General features: G+C 59.8%; 18 protein-coding genes. 3 read left to right on the top strand and 15 right to left on the bottom strand.

All coding sequences use genetic code 11. The features are described from left to right. Positions 1-42: 42 nt before the first annotated feature. The 11 genes from ligD to G463_RS0107425 form a co-directional block, all read right to left on the bottom strand. Positions 43-945: a non-homologous end-joining DNA ligase gene (gene ligD, locus G463_RS19300; protein WP_051322067.1), complete on the bottom strand. Its 903-nt coding sequence runs from the start codon at positions 943-945 to the stop codon at positions 43-45. 43 nt (positions 946-988) lie between these two features. Continuing rightward, positions 989-1,816, bottom strand: coding sequence for a non-homologous end joining protein Ku (ku, locus tag G463_RS0107470; RefSeq protein ID WP_245575724.1), 828 nt, complete (start codon positions 1,814-1,816; stop codon positions 989-991). Between the two features lie 125 nt (positions 1,817-1,941). After that, a complete protein-coding gene (locus tag G463_RS19295) occupies positions 1,942-4,803 on the bottom strand; it encodes an ATP-dependent DNA helicase (RefSeq protein WP_156900127.1) in 2,862 nt (953 codons plus the stop codon). A 73-nt stretch (positions 4,804-4,876) separates the two neighbouring features. Further along, entirely contained in the window at positions 4,877-6,403 is a 1,527-nt protein-coding gene (locus tag G463_RS0107460) for a tetratricopeptide repeat protein (RefSeq protein WP_026974669.1), read from the bottom strand. 69 nt (positions 6,404-6,472) lie between these two features. After that, positions 6,473-7,483 (bottom strand): biotin--[acetyl-CoA-carboxylase] ligase, encoded by a 1,011-nt coding sequence (locus G463_RS22800; protein ID WP_156900126.1) that lies wholly within the window; start codon positions 7,481-7,483, stop codon positions 6,473-6,475. After that, on the bottom strand, positions 7,446-8,735 hold the full coding sequence (locus G463_RS19290; protein WP_051322056.1) for a CCA tRNA nucleotidyltransferase: 1,290 nt from the start codon (positions 8,733-8,735) through the stop codon (positions 7,446-7,448). The genes G463_RS22800 and G463_RS19290 overlap by 38 nt, the downstream gene beginning before the upstream one ends. Further along, positions 8,735-9,865, bottom strand: coding sequence for an N-acetyl-alpha-D-glucosaminyl L-malate synthase BshA (gene bshA, locus G463_RS0107445; protein ID WP_026974667.1), 1,131 nt, complete (start codon positions 9,863-9,865; stop codon positions 8,735-8,737). Before bshA ends, G463_RS19290 begins: the two co-directional genes overlap by 1 nt. Positions 9,866-9,912: 47 nt before the next feature. After that, positions 9,913-10,323 (bottom strand): methylglyoxal synthase, encoded by a 411-nt coding sequence (gene mgsA, locus G463_RS0107440; RefSeq protein WP_026974666.1) that lies wholly within the window; start codon positions 10,321-10,323, stop codon positions 9,913-9,915. Positions 10,324-10,340: 17 nt separating this feature from the next. Continuing rightward, on the bottom strand, positions 10,341-11,156 hold the full coding sequence (dapB, locus tag G463_RS0107435) for a 4-hydroxy-tetrahydrodipicolinate reductase (RefSeq protein ID WP_026974665.1): 816 nt from the start codon (positions 11,154-11,156) through the stop codon (positions 10,341-10,343). Continuing rightward, on the bottom strand, positions 11,149-11,607 hold the full coding sequence (locus G463_RS0107430) for a tetratricopeptide repeat protein (RefSeq protein ID WP_026974664.1): 459 nt from the start codon (positions 11,605-11,607) through the stop codon (positions 11,149-11,151). Before G463_RS0107430 ends, dapB begins: the two co-directional genes overlap by 8 nt. A 67-nt stretch (positions 11,608-11,674) precedes the next feature. Further along, positions 11,675-12,007: a nucleotide pyrophosphohydrolase gene (locus G463_RS0107425; protein WP_026974663.1), complete on the bottom strand. Its 333-nt coding sequence runs from the start codon at positions 12,005-12,007 to the stop codon at positions 11,675-11,677. 203 nt (positions 12,008-12,210) lie between these two features. Between G463_RS0107425 and ylbJ the strand changes: the two genes are divergently transcribed. Beyond that, the gene (ylbJ, locus tag G463_RS0107420; RefSeq protein ID WP_026974662.1) at positions 12,211-13,476 is read left to right on the top strand and encodes a sporulation integral membrane protein YlbJ; all 1,266 of its coding nucleotides are present in this window, start codon (positions 12,211-12,213) and stop codon (positions 13,474-13,476) included. A 298-nt stretch (positions 13,477-13,774) separates the two neighbouring features. Here the strand turns inward: ylbJ and G463_RS0107415 are convergent, their stop codons facing one another. Then, positions 13,775-14,578 carry an undecaprenyl-diphosphate phosphatase gene (locus G463_RS0107415; RefSeq protein WP_026974661.1) on the bottom strand — a complete coding sequence of 268 codons (804 nt, stop codon included), beginning with the start codon at positions 14,576-14,578 and terminating at the stop codon, positions 13,775-13,777. A gap of 147 nt (positions 14,579-14,725) precedes the next feature. Here G463_RS0107415 and G463_RS0107410 point away from each other — a divergent pair, with 147 nt between their 5' ends. Both G463_RS0107410 and G463_RS0107405 read left to right on the top strand, forming a co-directional pair. Next, on the top strand, positions 14,726-15,790 hold the full coding sequence (locus G463_RS0107410) for a YkvI family membrane protein (RefSeq protein ID WP_051322055.1): 1,065 nt from the start codon (positions 14,726-14,728) through the stop codon (positions 15,788-15,790). Between the two features lie 55 nt (positions 15,791-15,845). Beyond that, positions 15,846-16,682, top strand: coding sequence for a YitT family protein (locus G463_RS0107405; protein WP_035486194.1), 837 nt, complete (start codon positions 15,846-15,848; stop codon positions 16,680-16,682). Between the two features lie 36 nt (positions 16,683-16,718). Here G463_RS0107405 and G463_RS0107400 read toward each other — a convergent pair whose 3' ends face one another. The 3 genes from G463_RS0107400 to G463_RS0107390 all read right to left on the bottom strand — a co-directional run bounded on the left by G463_RS0107400 (position 16,719) and on the right by G463_RS0107390 (position 19,055). Then, positions 16,719-17,480, bottom strand: coding sequence for a menaquinol-cytochrome c reductase cytochrome b/c subunit (locus G463_RS0107400; RefSeq protein WP_026974658.1), 762 nt, complete (start codon positions 17,478-17,480; stop codon positions 16,719-16,721). Between the two features lie 48 nt (positions 17,481-17,528). Next, a complete protein-coding gene (gene qcrB, locus G463_RS0107395; protein WP_026974657.1) occupies positions 17,529-18,200 on the bottom strand; it encodes a menaquinol-cytochrome c reductase cytochrome b subunit in 672 nt (223 codons plus the stop codon). Between the two features lie 246 nt (positions 18,201-18,446). Beyond that, positions 18,447-19,055 carry a hypothetical protein gene (locus tag G463_RS0107390; RefSeq protein WP_026974656.1) on the bottom strand — a complete coding sequence of 203 codons (609 nt, stop codon included), beginning with the start codon at positions 19,053-19,055 and terminating at the stop codon, positions 18,447-18,449. Positions 19,056-19,214 lie beyond the last annotated feature (159 nt).

The raw sequence follows: 19,214 nt of genomic DNA, 5'->3' as shown, positions 1-19,214 counted from the left end.
TCATCCGATTATACGTGAAGGCCCGGTCGGCTTCCACAGCGTTCAGGAAAAAACGCCGGCGCGTTCCAGGTACGCGGAGATGTCGCGCAGAGACACGGGTTCCAATTGGGTCATCAAATCGCCCGTCAATTTCAGCCGGGTGGGCACGTTCCGAAGCGTGTAGTCGGTAGGCAGCGCGCCTTGTTCGAGTTCCCGCCACGAGAGCGGGGTCGATACGGTGGCCTGCTCGGCGGCGCGCGGGCTGTAGGCCGCAATCAGCGTGCGGTGGCGGCCGTGTTGCGGATAATCCACGTACACTTTGTGTCTGCGGTTTCGGGTAAGACGCTCTAATGTCACCAGGGAAGGAAACTGATGCTGGAGATATTCGGCAACGGCGCGCGTGAACACGCGCGTATGCTCGTACGTGTGACCTTCGGCCAGCTTGATGAACACCTGTAGGCCGGATGCACCGGAGGTCTTGCACACACTGGGAAGGTTCAGTCGTTGAAGCAATTGATGCAGGCCAAGGGCGACCGTGCGAACCGGTTCGAAACCGGGGACGGACGGATCGAGATCAAAGGCAACGTGAGTGGGTTCCTCGGGCCGTGCCGCTGTCGTGAACCCCACGTGCAGCTCCAGACACCCCAGATTGCCGAGCCACAAGAGCGTCGCCACCGAATCCACAATCACGCAGTCAATATGTCGCCGTTTCTCTTCGGACCACACGGCATGCGTCCTGACCCACTCCGGCCTGCCCTGCGGCGCGTCCTTTTGAAAAAACGAATGGCCGTGAATGCCATTCGGGTAACGGATCACCGTGAGGGGTCTGTCGCGGAGCCACGACAACAGCGCGGGTGCGACCTGCGCATAGTAGCGGAGCAGATCGAGTTTTGTGATGCCCGCCTCTGGCCATAGCACCTTTTTCGGATGTGTGATGCGCACGGGATGCTCTGCGGGTAATTCCATGATGGTCACTCCCATACCAAACGGGTGCGATTCTCCTGTGTCCTCACGAAGTTTTCTTGGTGCGACGGCGCGTGCTGGCGGCCGCCTTTTTCTTCGAAGACGCTGCCTGCTTTTGGTTCAAGCTTTCCTGCAATGCCTGCATGAGATCGACGATGTTGTCCGCTCGCGCGGCGGCGGCCGGCGGCTGCGTCACATGGTCATTGGCCACCTTCCGCTCAATCAACTGCTCGAGCTCAGCCCGATGTTCATCCACGTATTTCTCGGGTTGAAACGAGGTCGACATCTGCTCAATCAGCGTGACAGCCATGGTCAATTCCTGAGCGGTGATTTGGGTCTCCGCACGGAGATTGGGAAGTTCCTCCACACCGCGCACCTCATCTGGCCAGTACAGGGTCTCCATTATGATGACGCTGTTTGGTCCGGTCCGAATACACGCCAACGTTTCGCGGTTGCGCAACACTGTCTTGGCGATGGCGATTTTGTGGGTCTGACCCATCGCCTGTTCCAGCAGCCGGTATGCTTTAACGCCGGCCGTTTCCGGAGCGAGGTAGTAGGTTTTGTCGTAATACACCGGATCAATCTCGGTCAGTTCGACGAAATCGACGATGTCAATGGTCTGAGACCGCTTGCGTTGAACGGCCGACAGCTCGTCTGGATCAAACACCACATACTGATCTGGGGCGTATTCAAAGCCCCGTACAATCTCATCCCATTCGACGGGACGATTGCAGCGGGGACAGGTCCGCGTGTACTGGATGGGCGTTTTGCATTCCTTGTGCAGATACCGAAACTTCACATCTTTGGACTCTGTTGCGGCGAACATGCGCACGGGCACGTTGACCAAGCCAAAACTGATGGATCCTTTCCACATGGTGTGCACGGTGCCATCTCCCCTGTTCTCCCAGACATTCCTCGATGATAATGTGGGCAAAAATACGAGGAGCCATGCCGGAAGTTGTTGCATCCGCATGGCTCCACTGCTCCACCGCGCACCATTCACGTGGAGGTGACTGTGGCTTCCGTTTGTAAGAATGTCCGCATCCGCTGCACCACCTGTCGTTCGGGGCCGATACAGCGGCCAACATCCGGAACGCTCTGTAGGAACCGATGCCCGTAGCGCGAGGTGACGATACGTTTGTCCATCACCACCACCACGCCCTTGTCGCGGACCGTTCGGATCAATCGTCCGAAGCCTTGTCGAAATCGAACAATCGCTTCCGGCAGGCTGTCGGAAAAGAATGGACTGCGGCCTTCCGCCATCAGCCGTTCGTGGCGGGCCACGGTGACCGGATGCGTGGGCGGCGCGAAGGGCAGGCGAATAATGACCAGTGTGGTTAATTGGTCTCCCGGTAGATCAATCCCTTCCCAGAACGATTGCGCCCCAAACAACACCGATTTGGGGAATTTCCGGAACGCCTCCAGCACGAAGCTGCGGCTTCCGTCCACGCCCTGAGCAAACAGCTGCAATCCGCGCCGGGACAGGGGTTCACGTATCGTCTCCGCGGTGGCGCGCAGCATCGCGTGGCTGGTAAATAGAACCAGCATCCTCCCCTCGCTCACCACGGCGTACTGATACAGGGACTCACTCAACCACACCGCTGCTTCCGACGGAGACAATTTGGCCAGTTCGGGAACATCCGTCGGCACGCAGAGCAGGGCCTGATCCCGGTACCGAAAGGGAGAGGCCACCGTCAGGGTCGCGAGGCGTCCACTTTGTGCTGCCTGCGTCAGCCCGAGCCGATGTTTCGTAAAATCAAACGATCCGCCGTCCGACAGCGTGGCTGACGTCAGCACGACGCTCCGCTTCTCCCCGAACAACCTCTCCTGCAGCAGGCGCGCCACGTTCACGGGCGCCCGGTGCAGGCTGACGAACGTTCGCTCGTTCAGGCGGTGCACCTCCACCCACACCACCCAATGTTCGGATGGAGCCGTGGCGCTGCAGAGCACCGTCAACTTTGCCTGCAAGTCCTGCAGCAACCCGACGGTGTCCAGCAACCTCCCCGCCATCTCGGTATCCGTTTCCCGACCTGCGATGTCGGAGAGGTTCGCGCATTCCACATCGAGCTGCTGAATCTGCCGCGCCAATTCCTCACAGAGCGTGGCATACGCCTGCCAGCCTGGGACGTCCATGAGTTCTTCCGTTACGCGCACCATTGATTCTCCGTTCGGCACCAACTCACCGAGCGCAATGAAGGTGGAATCCATGAGCCTCCGAATCTCGGGCAGGCTGTCGGCCAACCGTTCCAGCGCAGGCAGGGCGCGTCGGCTCTCCACATCGATGCCCGACAGTTTACTCAACAGTTCGCCCACCTGGCCGTGCCGTCCATTGTCCCGATACAACCGCTGCAGGTGCAGGGCACACTGCAGTTGGTGCACCTCTTCACCCAGCTGTTTGGTGGCCTGTTCTTCCAGGTGGTGAGCTTCGTCGAGAATGAGGTGGTCATACTTGGGAAGCACCCGATGTTCCGCCTTTAAATCCGACAGCACCAGCGAGTGGTTGGTGACGACCAACTGCGCCTGGTGAGCTCGACTTCGCGCGCGAAAGTAATAACAGGGCCTGAAAAACGGACATCGCTTGTTGATACACGTTTCCGTTTCGCTTTGCACACGCGGCCACAGATCGTTTCGAATCCCCTCGAGGTTCAATTCCTCTCGGCTTCCCTCACCCGTTTCCGTGAGCCACACCATCATGCGCATGGCGGCCTCCACGTCATCCGCTCGCCAGGTCATGTCGGCCGCCAGGGCTTCCTGTCGCAATTTCCTCAGACAGACATAATGCGTTCGTCCTTTGAACACCGCCAACTCAATGGGCGTCTGGAGGACCGACCGCAGCGTGGGAAAGTCCCGCAACGCAATCTGGTCCTGCAGGGAAATGGTGTGCGTGGACACCACCACGCGGGTTTGATGAGTCTGCGCAAATAAAGCCGACGGGATGAGATAGCCCAGCGATTTGCCGGTGCCGGTGCCCGCTTCCACCATCAGGTGATGCGCATCCGCCAAGGCGTCCGCCACCGCCTGAACCATCTGTGCCTGCCCGGGTCGAACCTCAAAGCCGTCGAGCACGCGGGTCAGCGGCCCGTCCTCCGACAACAGTCGCATGGATGCCGTCGTCAGGTCGTCGGCGCCATCCGCGTCGACGGAGAGGTCCTCCGCGTCCGCCGCTTGCACGTTGTCTCCGGACTTCCCGTCACGACCGGACGCTTCTTCCGGTTTCGGACGGGTGTAAATGATGTCATGCGCGTGTTCGAGGTGCGGCGGCAGCTGGGTACCCATCTCGGCCAATCGCCACTCCGCAGCAGCGCCGAACCAGGCTCCCATGGCCGGAGACAACAGGCCGCCAAGGTGGGCCAGGTGCTGAAGCGTGAGCGACGGGAGCGCCACCGACTTACGCCACAGCATATCCACCCGTTCCTGCCACGCGGCGAGCGCACCATTGGCGTCGCCAGATATCCCAGACACAGCGTCGGTGAGCGATGAACCGGGATGCGAATCGTGGACGGTGGGAAACAGGATTTGCTCCAGCTGCCGGAGGTCGAGCCAGTGGCTGTCGTCAGGATAGAGATAGCCCTCCGCGTCGCACACCTCATTCAACCACGTGCGGGCGACATCCCGTGGAACGCCCACAATCCAACTGTGATCCAGATGAGAGAGCAGTTTCGGCAACCAAGCGTGGACATCGTCTGGTGAACCACCTTCGGATGTGTCGCCAAGCCCATCCATCGCGGCCGTCCACTGTCCGTCCTCCCACGTCGCTGCGGACACCGTCGGAGCCCCATTCGGCGCGTGGACGCTGGGATGGCTTTCGAGCGTTTCGCGGTCGTGTTCCGATGTATGGATAAACAGGATGGTCAGTTTCAATCCGTGCGGCCCCTTCGTCAGAAATGCATGCAACCATTGTAGCAAATTGATTTCCGACGTGGGCTGATTGGGTTCAGGAAGATTCGCTGCCTTGGGCGGATGGAACCCGCTTGGGATCCGCTCCAAAGTTCAGCGCCTTTTGATGTAATCGTTCCGCCTCGGACACCCGACCCAGAACTCGGGCGCACTCGGCCAGACTCAGATAGACGGCCGCGTTTGGGCGGCCGAGCAGCGCCGCCCCCTTCAGGTACGATTCCGCCTGTTCATACTGGCCCAATTCCATCAAGAGCCGGGCGTAACTGTACATGGCCAGACGTCGCAGCGGCTTTCGTGTTTCGCGCATCGCCCGGAGATAACGGGTTCGCGCTTGGTTCATCCGCCCCTGAAGCGCGCTGCAGCGGCCCAGGCCCATCCAGGCCAACGACCTGTGGTGCACATGCGCCAAACTCCGCGCCAACTCCGCTTCCGCGCGCTCCACGTCCCCTTGCATCAGATGCACCAGACCCAATTGAAGCAGCGCATCCGGGCAATCCTTGCCAAGGGTGATTCGCCGCTTGAGAACGGTGGCCGCACGCGGGAGATCGCCCATACGCATGTATACCCACGCCAACAAGGTATGTGCCGGCCCGGACGTGGGATTCACATCCAAAAGCTTCCGGCAAGTTCGAATGCAGGCTGACCACTGTCCCGCCGCCCGTTGAATGACGGCCAACAACTCAAGCAGCGACGGATTGAGCGGTTGGCCTTCCAACGCTTGCTGACAGACGAACAGCGCCGCTTCGTGATCTTCTCGCCGCAGATGCACGTATCCGAGCAACCGGAGACTCTCGATGTCGTTCGGATTCATCTGAACCGCGCGGTTTAGCGCGTCCAGCGCCTCGTCCAGCTTCTGATGGAGAATGTGTGCCACACCGAGGTTGAACCAAACGTCTGGGTACTTCGGCAGGCAATCCGCCACGCGGCGCAAGCACGCCACAGCACGCGCCGGGTCTCCAAGCTTCAACCAGGCCAACGCCTCCAATTCGTCGGCGCCTGCCAGAAACAGTGGTTCGGCCGTCCGGTTCCGAACGCGTTCAATTTGTTCAAGGGCCTCTGGATACCGTTCCGCTGCGGTATAGCTGGCCGCGAGATACAGGCGGACCAACGGGTTGTCCTCGCGGGCGACGGCTTGTTCGAGCGAATCCGCCGCATTGCTGTACATATACAGATCGTAATACGCAAGACCTTTGCGAAACGCGAGCGTGACGGGGTTGGAAAGGTCGAACGCCGCCTCCATCCAATCATCCTTTTCGGCGTTCGGCGCTGCGCTCAGCGTGGCGTCGGTTCGACTCGGCGAGGTGGATTGGTGGGCCTCCAGCGGCTTGAAATCAGCGGACCATTCGCTCTCCTCCGCCTTCGGGACGTCCGATCCGTACATTTCGACGAGTTCCGCGATCTTTTCATCGAGCGTCATCCAACCGTCGATACAGCGCTCGCCGAGTTGCTGTATACAGAGGAGTTCTTCCAGCAGGTACCGGCGCAGACCGGGATCGGCCGTCTCCATCTGCGCCTGAATCCTGTCCACCGCTCGAAAGAGTGTGGCAAAGCCTTGTTCGAACACCGCATCCCCCTCCTCTGTTCTAGCATGCGGTGTTCCAGTGCAGGATTATACAGGTGAGCGTCGGACGAACTAGAACAGCACGTCCCCGCTGTGAATCGGCACCACGAGGCCATTGTCCTGCCGCACGTAGAGGATCCCGCCGGCGTTGATGTCGGTTGCCACGCCTTCCACCAAACCCTGAGGGGTCTGTACGCGCACCCGGCGTCCCAGCGTGGCGCTCGCGGCACGCCACTCGTCCAGTACGTGGCCAAACCCCTGTCCATGCAGAATGAGTCCTTGGAACAATTGTTCCAATTCCGAGAATAGGCGGCCGGCCAATTGTAGATTGGAAATAGGTTGGTCGCTGTACGCGGCCAACGATGTCGCATAGTCCGTCAGCGCATGGGGAAACGCTGCGGCGGGAATGTTGCTGTTCAATCCGACGCCAATCACCGCGTGTTGCAGGGTTTCTCCATCCGCTCGGATTTCCGCAAGGATGCCGCAAATTTTCTTGCCGTGCAGCAGCAGATCATTGGGCCACTTAATCTGCACGGGGAGCCCTGTCTCCTGAACAATGGCCCGCCGCACCGCGACAGAAGTCAGCAGTGTGAGATCAGCGGCCACGCGCACGGGAATTGGCGCCCGAAAAATGACACTGAGCCAAAGTCCGCCCGCCGGAGAAAACCAGCCGCGACCACGGCGTCCTTTTCCCCCCGTCTGTGTCTCGGCGGTCACGACCGTTCCGTGGGGTGCGTTCTCCTGAACCCAATCGGCAGCGACGCGGTTGGTGGAGTCCACCTCCGAGTACCAGACCACCTTTCGGCCGATATGCTGCCCGGCGGGAACCCGTTCCGCCACCAAAGCTGGAAACAAGAGATCCGGGACTTCCGTCAGTCGATAACCCACCCGCGTCGACGAGGCGAACCGAAACCCCGCGGTCTCCAACGCTTTGATGTGTTTCCATACGGCGGTCCGCGACACGCCCGTGCGCTGACTGAGTTCATTGCCGGAGATGAACGCGTCCCTTTCCTTTAAAAGCACTTCGAGAATCTGCTGGCGCACATCACCCGTCTCGGTCATGCGGATGTTGTCCGTCCCCATCCTCGCGCCTCCCTTCCGTCAATTTCTTCGCTGCTTCTCGCAGCACATCTCGCCGGTTTGCCAAACGACCCATCAATACCTGGCGCAGCAATGCAGTTTTGATCTCGCCGAGTCGCTGCCCGCGAACGCCGAGGGCCAACAGGTCGTGGCCTGAACACTGTAGCTCCCGAGCTGACCAGATGGGTTGACTGGCGATGTACTGCCGACACACGTCTGACCGCGCTGTGCCCGGTTGCTCGTCGTCCTTCAGCACGTCCTGCAGCAGGCAGGCGCGCAGCACCCGATGGGCGCCGTGCTGCAGCAGCTGTTCGCGCCAGGTCAAGAGATCCCACTGCCGGACGTCCGACCGCAACAGCCGCAGAAAGTCCACCGCCAACCGCATTCGGGCATTCGACCAGCGAATCGCGCGGCACACATGCCGCGCCGCAGCTTCGTCACATCCGGCGCACAGGCACCAGAGCGCCATCATCTCGCTGGCTCTGTCCGCTTCCGGCACTTCCTGCGGATAGCACTGAACCAACGCTGCCGCCGTCCGCCGGAGCGACGGCCAACTCTGGCGCAGTCTTTGCACGGGACGCGGAAGGTAATCCCAGATTCGACTTTCCGCGAGGGCATCGCAGATTGCGGCCCAATTGGCCGCGGCCATTTTGGAAAATTCAACGCCCAGTCGTTCTGCGGATACGTGAACCAAGCGTCCGGCTTCCGCCTGCATGCCCTCCCAGGTGCGCGGTTCAATGGCGAACGTCAACTGCGCGGCGAATCGAAGTGCGCGCAGAATGCGCAGTCCGTCTTCGGCAAAACGCCGTTTCGGCTCCCCCACCGCCCGAATGAGGCGTCGCTCCAAATCGCGTCGGCCGCCGTGGCAGTCGACCACGCAGCCGCGCAGATCCATGGCCATGGCGTTAATGGTGAAATCCCGCCGGGCCAGGTCCATCGGCAACGAATCCACAAACGCCACGGCATCCGGGTGCCGCCCATCCGTGTAGGTGGACTCGCTGCGATAGGTCGTCACTTCCACGGGCATTTCGCCCGCCCAGACGGTCAGCGTGCCATGCCGCAACCCGGTTGGAACAACGCGGGGAAACGCGGCCAACACCGCGTCCGGGTGCGCGTTGGTGGCCACGTCGAAATCGTGGACAGCGCGGCCCAGCAGGGCATCGCGGACGCATCCTCCCACCAGATAAGCCTCGTATCCGGCGGACTCGAGGCGCTGGAGCACAGACAGAACCTCAGGCGGCCACGGGTAACGCATTACGCACGGCCTCCACACAACGACGCATAAATGGCCTCGTATTCAGCCACCTGTCCATCCAGATGGAACTCGGTCCTGGCGCGGCGAACAGATGCATCGGCAAAACGCCGGTACAGATCCGCATCCTGCAGGAGGCGCACCGCGTAATCAATCATCGTTGGAACATCGCCCACATTGGCCAGGTAGCCGGTTTCTCCATGGCGGACCACCTCGGGAATCCCTCCGGCGCTGGTTCCCACCACGGGGACGCCGCAGGCCATGGCTTCCAATGCCACCAGGCCGAAACTCTCTTTTTCCGAGGGCAGGAGCAACAGGTCGGCCGCTGCACAAATGGGCGCCACCTGATCCTGCTTGCCGAGAAACACCACGTCTTCGGCCAGCCGCAGAGAGTGAACCAGCTCGCGGGCAGTGGGCAACTCGGGCCCCTCCCCGACCAGCAGCAGCCTCGCAGGCATCCGTTCTCGGACGCCGGCAAACACGCGGATCACATCGTCAATCCGTTTCACCCGTCGGAAATTCGAGATGTGCAGGAGAAGCTTTTTGCCCCCCTGTGCGCCGAAGCAGTTCCGCATGGACGCATCTCGCTGTGGATGAAAGACATCCGGATCGACAAAGTTGTACACGCACCGAATTTCTTTGTCCAAGCGGAACAACGCTTTCGTTTGCATGGCCAGATGCTGGCTCACCGCCGTCACGACGTCGCTCTGTTCAATGCCGAGCCGAATCACTTCGTACAGCGCTTTGTCTTGGGACAGCACCGTCACGTCGGTCCCGTGGAGCGTGGTGACCACGCCAAATCGATGACCTTTCACAATGGAACGCGCCAAAAACGCGCATACCGCAAACGGCAGCGCGTAGTGCACATGCAGCACATCCAATTGGTATGTTTTCACGATATCGGCCATCAGCGCGGCCAACGATAAATCGTAGGGCGGGGTTCGCAGGACGGGATACGACATGGTGTCGAGTTCATGTATGTAGATGTTTTGGTGAAATTCTCCCAAGCGAAACGGCACATCGGTGACGATGAAATGCACCTGATGCCCCTTTTTCGCCAGTGCTTTGCCCAGTTCCGTTGCCACCGCGCCCGATCCGCCAATGGTCGGATAACAGCTGATTCCAATCCGCACGTTCACACCTCCACGTCGCAAGCGCCCTCTGGGACGCCTGACTGGCCTCAATCACCGGCGGGATCCCGGACGGCGTTGCGCCAGTTCAGGTCGCCGCGTTCCAGCGCCCGCAGCAAGGCTTCCGCTGTCGCCAGGTTGGTCGCGACCGGAATGTTGTGCACGTCGCACAATCGCAGCAGTGCGGTGATGTCCGGTTCGTGCGGTTGGGCTGTGAGCGGATCGCGCAGGAAAATCACAAGATCCATTTGATCCTCCGCAATCTTCGCCCCAATCTGCTGGTCACCGCCGAGGGGCCCCGACTGCACGCGACGCAGGTTCAGCCCGGTGGCTTCCGCGATGCGCATCCCCGTGGTTCCTGTGGCATACAGATTAGCCTTGGCGAAGAGATGCCGGTACGCAATGGCGAAGTTGACAATGTCGTCCTTCTTTTGGTCGTGTGCAATCAGCGCAATGTTCATGCGCACTCCTCCCCGTCCTACCAGAGTAGATGCTCCAAACCGTACGTCATTCCGCGCAATTCCATCACCCGTGTGCAGGCCAGGACAACGCCCGGCATAAAACTGCTGCGGGACAGCGAGTCGTGGCGAATGGTCAGAACCTCCCCCGTTCCGCCGAAAATGACTTCCTGATGGGCCACCAAGCCCGGCAGGCGGACACTGTGGATGGGAATGTCCTTCACAAACAGCCCCCGTGCGGGCTGTTCCACGGCAGCGACTCTGCGTTCGTACACCCCGTCGAAGGCAAGGCGCTCGTTCGTCGCGCTCTCGGTCCGCTGGGCCGCCATTTGTTCCGCCGTGCGCCGCGCGGTGCCGGATGGAGCATCCTTCTTGCCATCGTGGTGATACTCGACAATCTCCGCGCGCTCGTAGAAACGCGCAGCTTCACTGGCGAACCGCATCATCAGCAGCGCGCCGATGGCGAAGTTGGGCGCCGCAATGCCCCCCAGATCGCTCGCGCGCAAACGCTCGTCCCAGCGCAGGATGTCCTCCGTCGTGTATCCTGTCGCTCCGACGACGGGCCGCACGCCGAACGCCACGCACTGATCGATGTGCCCCACCACACTGTCCGCGTCCGTGAAATCCAGCCATACATCCGGATGCTTCTGTACGAGAAGTTGTTCCGCGTCCGCGTATTCGGTCCAGGGCTTGTCCGACAACGCCGCCGGCGTTCTTACCAATGTGGCGACAATCTCAAACCTCGGCTGGGCCAAGAGGGCCGCCATCGCTTCCCGCCCCATTTTTCCGTTGGCGCCAGCCACCGCAATTCGTATGGGTGCCTCACGTTCAGGCATCGTCATCTCTCCATGTGCTCAGATTCATGTCCAAATCACCTCCCGCGCGCCGCATGGCGCCAGGGCTCGGTGACATCCATTCCGCTTCCAGAATCCGCGCCTGGTCATTGAGCGGATTGAGCTCGAGCGCTTTTTGAACCAAGCGCAGCGCATCCTCCGTCAGACCGTTTCTCCACGCCCGCAGACTGTGTTCCACCAATCGATCCGCCTGCACCCGCTGCCAATGCGCCTCATACAGCGAATCCTGCGGAGACAAACGGCGGGCTTCAGCGGCCCACCGCTCCGCGTCGTCCAAGCGGCCGCTCCGGAGTGCGGTGATGGACGCGTGGAAATAACAGTCCGGGTCATCCGGGTGTTCTTCCATGGCGCGTCGAAACGCGTTCAATGCGCGGTCAAAGTCCCGGATAAACAAATAGGCGCAAGCCGTTTGAAACCATGGGCTGTCGGGCATTGGTCTCACCTCACGTCCATCCTATGTGGACGATGCGAAGACAGTTTGTACCCGGGCCCAAGAAAGATCATTCTTCCTTCGATATCCGCGTCCAGCGGTCTTTATCGCGCGTTTCAAACTTGTGCATCACCTGGTTGAACGCCGCTTCGAGATCAATGTTGAGGCGGTTGGCGAGGCACGTAATGACAAACAAAAGATCTCCCAATTCCAACGCGATGCTGCCCGGCAGCTCGGTGGGCTTTTTCGGTTTCTCCCCGTACTCGTGGTTGACTTCGCGGGCCAGTTCCCCGAGCTCTTCAACCAACCGAACAACCAGGGTCATGGGTTGAAAATATCCTTCCTGGAATTGACCAATATACGCGTCCACTCGACGCTGCATGTCCTGCAAAGATAGGGTCATGTCGAAACCTCACTCATTCGGCATCTGTACCTTATTATACCGGAACCCTGCAACCGGCACATCCTTCCGCCCAAGAAGCCTTCGCCGTCATGGTCAACAAGCGCCCGGGGCCTTGTACATAAACCCTTTCCGACCACAATATGATGTACTGATTGACCGGGACAGGTGCGAGGCCCGGCTGCGACAAAAGGAGATGAGATAGAGTGAGTCAACAGCGAAAGGGCCAGTGGACCACGTATCTGCTAGGAATCGCCGTGATTGTCTTCACTGTCGCTCTGGTCGTCTACCCAAAGCAGGGGTTTGACGCTGGGATTGCCGGGCTCAAGATGTTTTGGGACATCGTTTTCCCTTCCCTGCTGCCCTTTTTCATTCTGGCCGAACTGCTGCTGGGACTGGGAATGGTTCGCGGCCTCGGCGTCCTGCTTGAGCCGTTGATGCGCCCCCTGTTCAGCGTGCCTGGGGCCGGGGCGTTCGCGTTGTCGATGGGGTTGGCGGCCGGCTATCCGATGGACGCCGTCATCACCTCCCGGTTTCGGGAAACCGGCATGTGCACGCGAATTGAAGGAGAACGACTGCTCGCGTTCACGAACACGGCGGATCCGCTGTTCATGATCACAGCGGTTGCCGTTGGCATGTTCAAGTCACCGGAGCTCGGCGCGCTGATTGCCCTCGCCCACTACATCGCTGCGTTTTTGGTAGGTGTGAGTTTCAAGCTGTGGGGACGCGGCAGTGAACCGACTCCGACCAGCGGCCAGCACGCGAACACCAACATTTTCGTCCGAGCGTTTCGCGAAGTGTTCGTGGCGCGCCAGGAGGATGGCCGGCCCTTCGGCAAGTTGCTGCGCGACTCCGTGACTGAATCCATGATGACCATTCTGATGATTTGTGGATTCATCGTATTCTTCGCTGTGATGATTGAGGTCATGCACCTCTCCGGCGTGCTGACGGTGATTGGAATGCCCATCGCATTCCTGTACCATCTGTTGGGCGTGCACAGCAGTCTCATCAATCCGACCCTCGCCGGTTTGCTCGAGATTGATATCGGGAGCGCCCAAACGGCGGCTCAACAGGCAGCTCCGTTGATCCAGCGCGTGGCGATTGTCGGCGGCATCATCGGTTGGAGCGGTCTCGCCGTGCACGCACAGGTGGCGAGTGTCATCACCAGCACCGACATCCGGATGAGTCCGTATTTCTTGGCGAGGTTCTTACACGCCGTGCTGGCTGTCGTCTTCACGTACGCGCTGTGGGCGCTTGGATTGGGGAAAACGGCGCTGCATGCTGTCTCGGCCTCGTTGCCCGTGTTCGCATCGACACAGGCGGCGGCCGCCGGGGCGCCCTGGTGGCGTGTTGTTGGAGCGGGATTGACCTCTTTTGTCTGGCTAACTGCGGGTCTCCTCCTGGTGTCCGTCGCGGTGCACCTGGTGCGCCGGGTGCGGGTGATTGCCTGGAGAGCCAAGCTCCGGTCCTAGAGACGTCCCTCGCGTATCCGTTGCACAACCGAAACCTTTGAACAACAGCGGATTGGCCGATGCCAACCCGCTTTCCCTTTATTTATCACGTATTTATCACGAAAATTCGTGTGCACGGAGGAAGATTCGGACGCGCACGCACCACGTTCCAGCGTCCATCGCCCATCCGGGTACCGACCGCACCCCCGAAAGCCTCTGCCCCTACGCACGGGTGCCGAAGGTGTTCCCAGCGGAACCGCTTCGGCACCATGTGCGACCATGTATGCGAACGATGAAGGGAATCCCCTGCGCGCGGGGCTTACCACAGTGGCGGAAACCACCGATGTACGAGGGTTTGATCCGCCAGCACGAACAGGGCCACGGCCCAGACGTAGACGGCAAACATGCGCATACGCGATGTGCGGAGCAGCCACATGGTCCCTTTCACCGCCGCGTAACCAGCGACGGCGGCAGCCAGGGTTCCAAGGGCCACGGCGGACCACGGCGTGGCGGCCCACAGACTCGGATCTTCAAACAGATCGTCCATCTCCACCACCGTGGCGCCGAGAATCGCCGGAATGGACAGGAGGAATGAGAATCGCGCTGCGGCCTCCCTATCCAAACCGCGCCAGAGCCCAGCCGCGATGGTCAGGCCGGACCTGGAGAGGGCGGGCAGAATGGCGGCCCCCTGCAACGCGCCAATCCATAGGGCGTCCGCAGCCGTCACCTCTGCGTCGGATTTGCGTCCGGACGGGGCGGTGTCCATCCACCACAGGACGACGCCGGTCATGATGAATTCAAAGCCAACGGTTACGCCGCTTGAGAACAGATCCTCGAACAGTTCTTCGAATACTGCGCCAATCAAGGCGGTTGGCACCAGTGCCAGGACTAGCATGCGCACCATTCGGTCATTGGGGTGGGTCACCAACCAGCGCACTTCATTCCGAAATGCCCACACCACCGCAACCAGCGTTCCCAGGTGCAGACAGGTGATGAACAGCAACCCAGAGTTCGACATGTGCCACAGCTGCTGCAGCAGCACGAGGTGGCCGGAACTGCTGATGGGTAAGAATTCCGTCACCCCCTGCACCAGTCCGAGAATTGCCGCTTGCCATACGGTCATTGTCCTCCTCCTCTCGCATTGTGATGCACGGACGCTTGTCCCGTACGCTTCATCTATATTTGCGAACGCCCCGGGGCATGCGATGGCCGGCGAAATTCATCAACCGGTGGACAGGACCATATGGTGAAGTGAGGGGGATGCACGAGGATGGGACAACGGATCAGAAGCGCGTGGTTGGCGTTCCAGGTGGGATGTACGTACATCGGGACGGTGGTCGGTGCCGGATTTGCGTCAGGACAGGAGATTTTTCGGTTTTTTGGACGGTTCGGCACGGCGGGGGTGTTCGCCATTGCTCTGGCCGCAGTATTGTTTGCGTGGCTGGGATACCGGGTCATGTACCTGGGACACGTGCTGCGCGCCCGTTCCTATCGGGAATTGAACCGTCATCTGTTCGGCGAAACCGTCGGTACGGTGCTGGACGTGGTTCTGTCCATCATGTTATTCGGGGTCACGGTGGCTATGATTGCTGGAGCCGGTGCGCTCTTTCAACAGAGCTTGCACATCTCCTTTCAGTGGGGGGCTCTGCTGACAATGGTCGTCACCTATTTCACCATCGTGCGCGGCATGCGTGGCATTGTCGCTGCCAACACCGTGATTGTGCCGGCCATGATTGGATTCGTGCTGTTCGCTGGACTGCATGTGCTGCACCATACAACTCCCGGCTTCATCTGGGCCACGGGCGCCCAGTTGAGTCAGCGGCCTCCCCTGCTCAGCGTCGTATCCGCCATCCTGTACGTGGCGTTTAACATCGGTCTCGCCACCGGCGTTCTGATTCCGTTGGGGGCCAATGTTCCGTCTCTGCGCACACTGCGAACCGGAGCCGCCCTTGGTGCCACGGGACTTGGAGTGATGTTGTTTGCGGTCACGGGCGCTCTGTTCGCGAATTATCCCGACGTCATGCAGCTCGATATCCCGATGGCCCGCGTGGCGGGCCAAATCGGTTCCATTTGGCAGTGGCTGTTTTTGTTGGTGCTCTGGGGGGAAATCTACTCGACGCTGGTCGGCAACGTGTACAGCGTGGCGGCCCAGTTCTCCCAGGGAACCGGTCGCCGGCTCGCGGGCACCACAGCCATCCTGTTGCTGCTGGCCTATCTCGGCAGCCAGGTGGGTTTCACCCGGCTCGTGACCCACGTGTACGGGGTGTTTGGCTGGATCAGCGTGTTCCTGGTGCTCGTTCTGCTGTGGCCCAGGGAAAAGTTGCCTACCGCGTAGGGCTTCCGTATAATGAAGCCGCGAACCGTACTCTGAGCTTGTTGGAGGAAGCCTGATGCTGCGCAGCTGGTCCAAATGGTTCTTGATTGGTTTGGGTGGACTGATTTATTCCGTCGGGCTTAACGCGTTTCTTGTCGCCAACCACCTGGCGGAGGGCGGATTTGTGGGCATTTCCGTCCTGCTTCTGTACAAGCTTCACTGGCCGCTCGGACTGACCTTCTTCCTTCTGAACATTCCGCTTCTCATCCCGGCGTGGAAGAAATTTGGCCACGATTTCATCCTCCGGACCACCGTGGGGGTGGTGGCCGTCTCCCTGTTCAGCAGCCTCACGGCAAACTTGCAATTGCCAACGCCGGATCACCTGCTTGGGGCACTCTACGCAGGGGTGGTCACCGGACTGGGGCTCGGCCTCATCTTTCGGGCCGGAGCCACCACGGGAGGCGCGGACATCATCGCCCGCTTCGTTCGGCACTGGTACGGCTACTCCATGGGCAAGACGCTGTTTGCCATCGATGTGCTGGTGATTGGCATGGTCGCCTTCATCATCGGCCGTGAGGTGGCCATGTACTCCCTGGTCGCATTGTTTGTTTCCAGTCGAGTGATTGACTTCGTGATTGAAGGCGTCAAAGCGGGAAAAGCCGTTCACATCATATCGGACAAACACTCGGAGATTGTGGAAGCGATTCACGCCAAATTGGAGCGCGGAACCACCCTGTTGGACGCCAGCGGCGGCTACACCGGTGCCGAAAAACGCGTCATCTACTGTGTGGTGGCGCGAGAGGAAGTCGGACGAATTCAACAAATTGTTCACGACATCGATCCGCGCGCATTCGTCGTCGTCAACGACGTGCACGAGGTCCTCGGAGAAGGGTTCACCTATCCCTCCCCATAACCGGGCCACCGATTGCTCGCAATCGGTGGCCGGGCGTCAACCTTTCTGTTGAGATAACCAATCCACCACCTGTTGAACCTCCGTATCACTGCTCAACGTTCCGTTTTTTGGCATCATGCCAGACGGATTGTTGACGAACGACTTCAGTTGACTGGCATTCCAATACTTCCCGATGGCGTAAATCGGCGGCCCGAGTCCGCCTTCTCCGGACTTACCGTGACAGTTGGCGCACGTCTGTTCAAACAGCTTATAGCCGGGCATGTTGGTATTGACCAGGTGAATCTGGGACGCCGGAATCTTCGGCAGCACCGGCAAACCCGCAGAAGCCTTGCCGCTGGCCGCATCCAACTCGGCTTTGTGTTGAACTGCCGCTTCATTGGTCAACCAAATCGTCAGCAGTGTGGTGAGCATCATCGCGCTGGTCGCCAACGGCCGCTGGAACGGGTGGCGCGCTTTGGACGTGTCCAGCCAGGGGGCGAAGACGAGCAGGAGTGATGCAACCATGGGCACCAACACAGTGCCGACCACAATATCAGAGCCCGGGTAGTACTTCAGAATTTGATAGAGGAACAGAAAATACCAGTCGGGAACCGGAATGAAACTGGTGTCGTCGGGGTTCGCCCGGTCACCCAGATCCACGGGATTGAAGACCACCCACAGCATGAATGCCAGCAAAAACACCGAGCCGACTATCCATTCCTTCAACAAAAAATTCGGAAAGAATGGTTCGGTTCCGGGGTTCGTCTCCAGATGATGACGGTACCGGGGTGTACCGGGAATTCGTTCTCCGCCCGCCATGACACACCCTCCTTTTCCACGTCATCCAGCCGTCTCTACTGTCCATGATCACAGCGGTCCGGCGATGTGCTGCGCTCGAATCATGATAAAATGCAGCGCCAGCAGCACGAGCAGTGCGGCGGGCAAGAAGAACACATGGATGGCGAAAAAGCGCGTGAGCGTCAACGCACCCACCGTATGGCTGCCCACCAGCAGCGTCTGAATATAGGGGCCAATCCAGGGAATAGATCCCGCAATTTGGCTGCCCACCGCTGTCGCCCAGTACGCTTTCTGATCCCAGGGAAGCAAATAACCCGTGAAGCCGAACGCCAGCACCACGAAAAAAATGAGTACACCGACCACCCAATTCAACTCTCGCGGCGCCTTGTACGCACCGGTGAAAAAGACGCGCAACATGTGCAGGAACATCATCACGATGACGAGACTCGCACCCCAGAAATGCATGCCGCGAACCACATTGCCGAGCAGCACTTCGTCCGTGATGTAGCGGACGCTGAACCACGCATTGGTGATGTCCGGGGTGTAGTACATGGCGAGGAACATACCTGACAGAATTTGCGTGGTGATGACGAGGAAGGTCAATCCGCCAAAGCAGTATACAAACGCCGACATTTTGATGGCCGGATTGACGTGGGCGGGCACCTCGTGGTCCGCCATATCTCTCCACAGTGGCGTCACGTTCAGCCGCTCGTCAATCCAGTCATACGCCTTCTTCAACACGGTCCCCATCACCTGCCCCGTACGGATAGCGTCGTGTGCAGCGATGCCTTGAACCCCAATCTAAAGTTCGATGTACGCGACACCGCCATGAATGCGCTTCCTACACAAGGGTTCTCGTAAGAACGAACCATGCGTGGCGGGGGTGTTGCGTTTCTCTTCATTCTCTGCCAATCCGCCGAACACTGCTGCACATAGATCATCTTAGCCCCCGGTGGATTTTTGTGTCAAGCAATTTAAATCGAAAATTCAGTATGTTCGGTATGACTCCGTCGCGTTTTCTCCGGACTGTTCCATCGTGTGCCAGAGCACGGATATCTGATGAACCAACCAATCTTCCATCGCCGATAACAACCTCCCTCCTTCCTTCGCCATGCCTTCGCAGCGTTCCTGCGGCAGTCCGGCGTACTGTCTCTCCTCGCTCTGTCTGTACGGTTGGATCGCCATGCACAGATACAGCCATGCGTCAGACCAGCGCTGCGTCGGCACCGCGCTGCGAAGCCACTGCCACCAATCCGCGTACACCACGGGGAATTTCCCCCTGTGCACGACCGACGGACGAAGGAGCGTTCTGTCGACGATGCACAGCGCGCCGCGGACTGGATGAATCCACATTCCCTGCCACGCGGACAGGGCGCCTGGGGAAATATCCTGAAGGTTGACCCCGAGCGGCAGCGTGCTGGCCCGCCCGACAAAATTGTCTTGAACGCGTTGGGCCAATGTGTCGGCGATCCACATGCTGGCAGCACAAGGGACAGCCGGATCGAGCGGAAATGGCGCATAGGTCGTTATGATTAAGGTATCAACAAATGGTCGATAGGATTCCAACTGATGTGGCGACAAGTACTGCACGCGCATGGACAACTGTCTCCTTCACGGCAAATGGTCAAGCGGCCACCCCGCTTGAGCCGCGCCAGATGTAATCGAGTAGGAGGGGGCGCCTAGCCCCCGTCCTCTCACACCACCGTACGTGCGGGTCCGCATACGGCGGTTCATGAAACTCCACGAAGCGTAAGG

The organism is Alicyclobacillus contaminans DSM 17975 (assembly GCF_000429525.1).
GTDB classification, from domain to species: Bacteria; Bacillota; Bacilli; order Alicyclobacillales; family Alicyclobacillaceae; genus Alicyclobacillus_A; species Alicyclobacillus_A contaminans.
This window is presented reverse-complemented; position numbering and strand designations above follow the sequence as displayed.

Coding starts and splice junctions, on each gene's coding strand:
- ku (WP_245575724.1), bottom strand. CDS start 1,816: ATGTGGAAAGGATCCATCAGTTTTGGCTTGGTCAACGTGCCCGTGCGC.
- G463_RS0107425 (WP_026974663.1), bottom strand. CDS start 12,007: ATGACCCTATCTTTGCAGGACATGCAGCGTCGAGTGGACGCGTATATT.
- G463_RS19290 (WP_051322056.1), bottom strand. CDS start 8,735: ATGCGTTACCCGTGGCCGCCTGAGGTTCTGTCTGTGCTCCAGCGCCTC.
- mgsA (WP_026974666.1), bottom strand. CDS start 10,323: ATGAACATTGCGCTGATTGCACACGACCAAAAGAAGGACGACATTGTC.
- G463_RS22800 (WP_156900126.1), bottom strand. CDS start 7,483: ATGGGGACGGACAACATCCGCATGACCGAGACGGGTGATGTGCGCCAG.
- G463_RS0107430 (WP_026974664.1), bottom strand. CDS start 11,607: ATGCCCGACAGCCCATGGTTTCAAACGGCTTGCGCCTATTTGTTTATC.
- ligD (WP_051322067.1), bottom strand. CDS start 945: ATGGAATTACCCGCAGAGCATCCCGTGCGCATCACACATCCGAAAAAG.
- G463_RS0107405 (WP_035486194.1), top strand. CDS start 15,846: ATGCTGCGCAGCTGGTCCAAATGGTTCTTGATTGGTTTGGGTGGACTG.
- G463_RS0107415 (WP_026974661.1), bottom strand. CDS start 14,578: ATGACCGTATGGCAAGCGGCAATTCTCGGACTGGTGCAGGGGGTGACG.
- dapB (WP_026974665.1), bottom strand. CDS start 11,156: ATGCCTGAACGTGAGGCACCCATACGAATTGCGGTGGCTGGCGCCAAC.
- G463_RS0107410 (WP_051322055.1), top strand. CDS start 14,726: ATGGGACAACGGATCAGAAGCGCGTGGTTGGCGTTCCAGGTGGGATGT.
- G463_RS0107400 (WP_026974658.1), bottom strand. CDS start 17,480: ATGGCGGGCGGAGAACGAATTCCCGGTACACCCCGGTACCGTCATCAT.
- G463_RS0107390 (WP_026974656.1), bottom strand. CDS start 19,055: ATGCGCGTGCAGTACTTGTCGCCACATCAGTTGGAATCCTATCGACCA.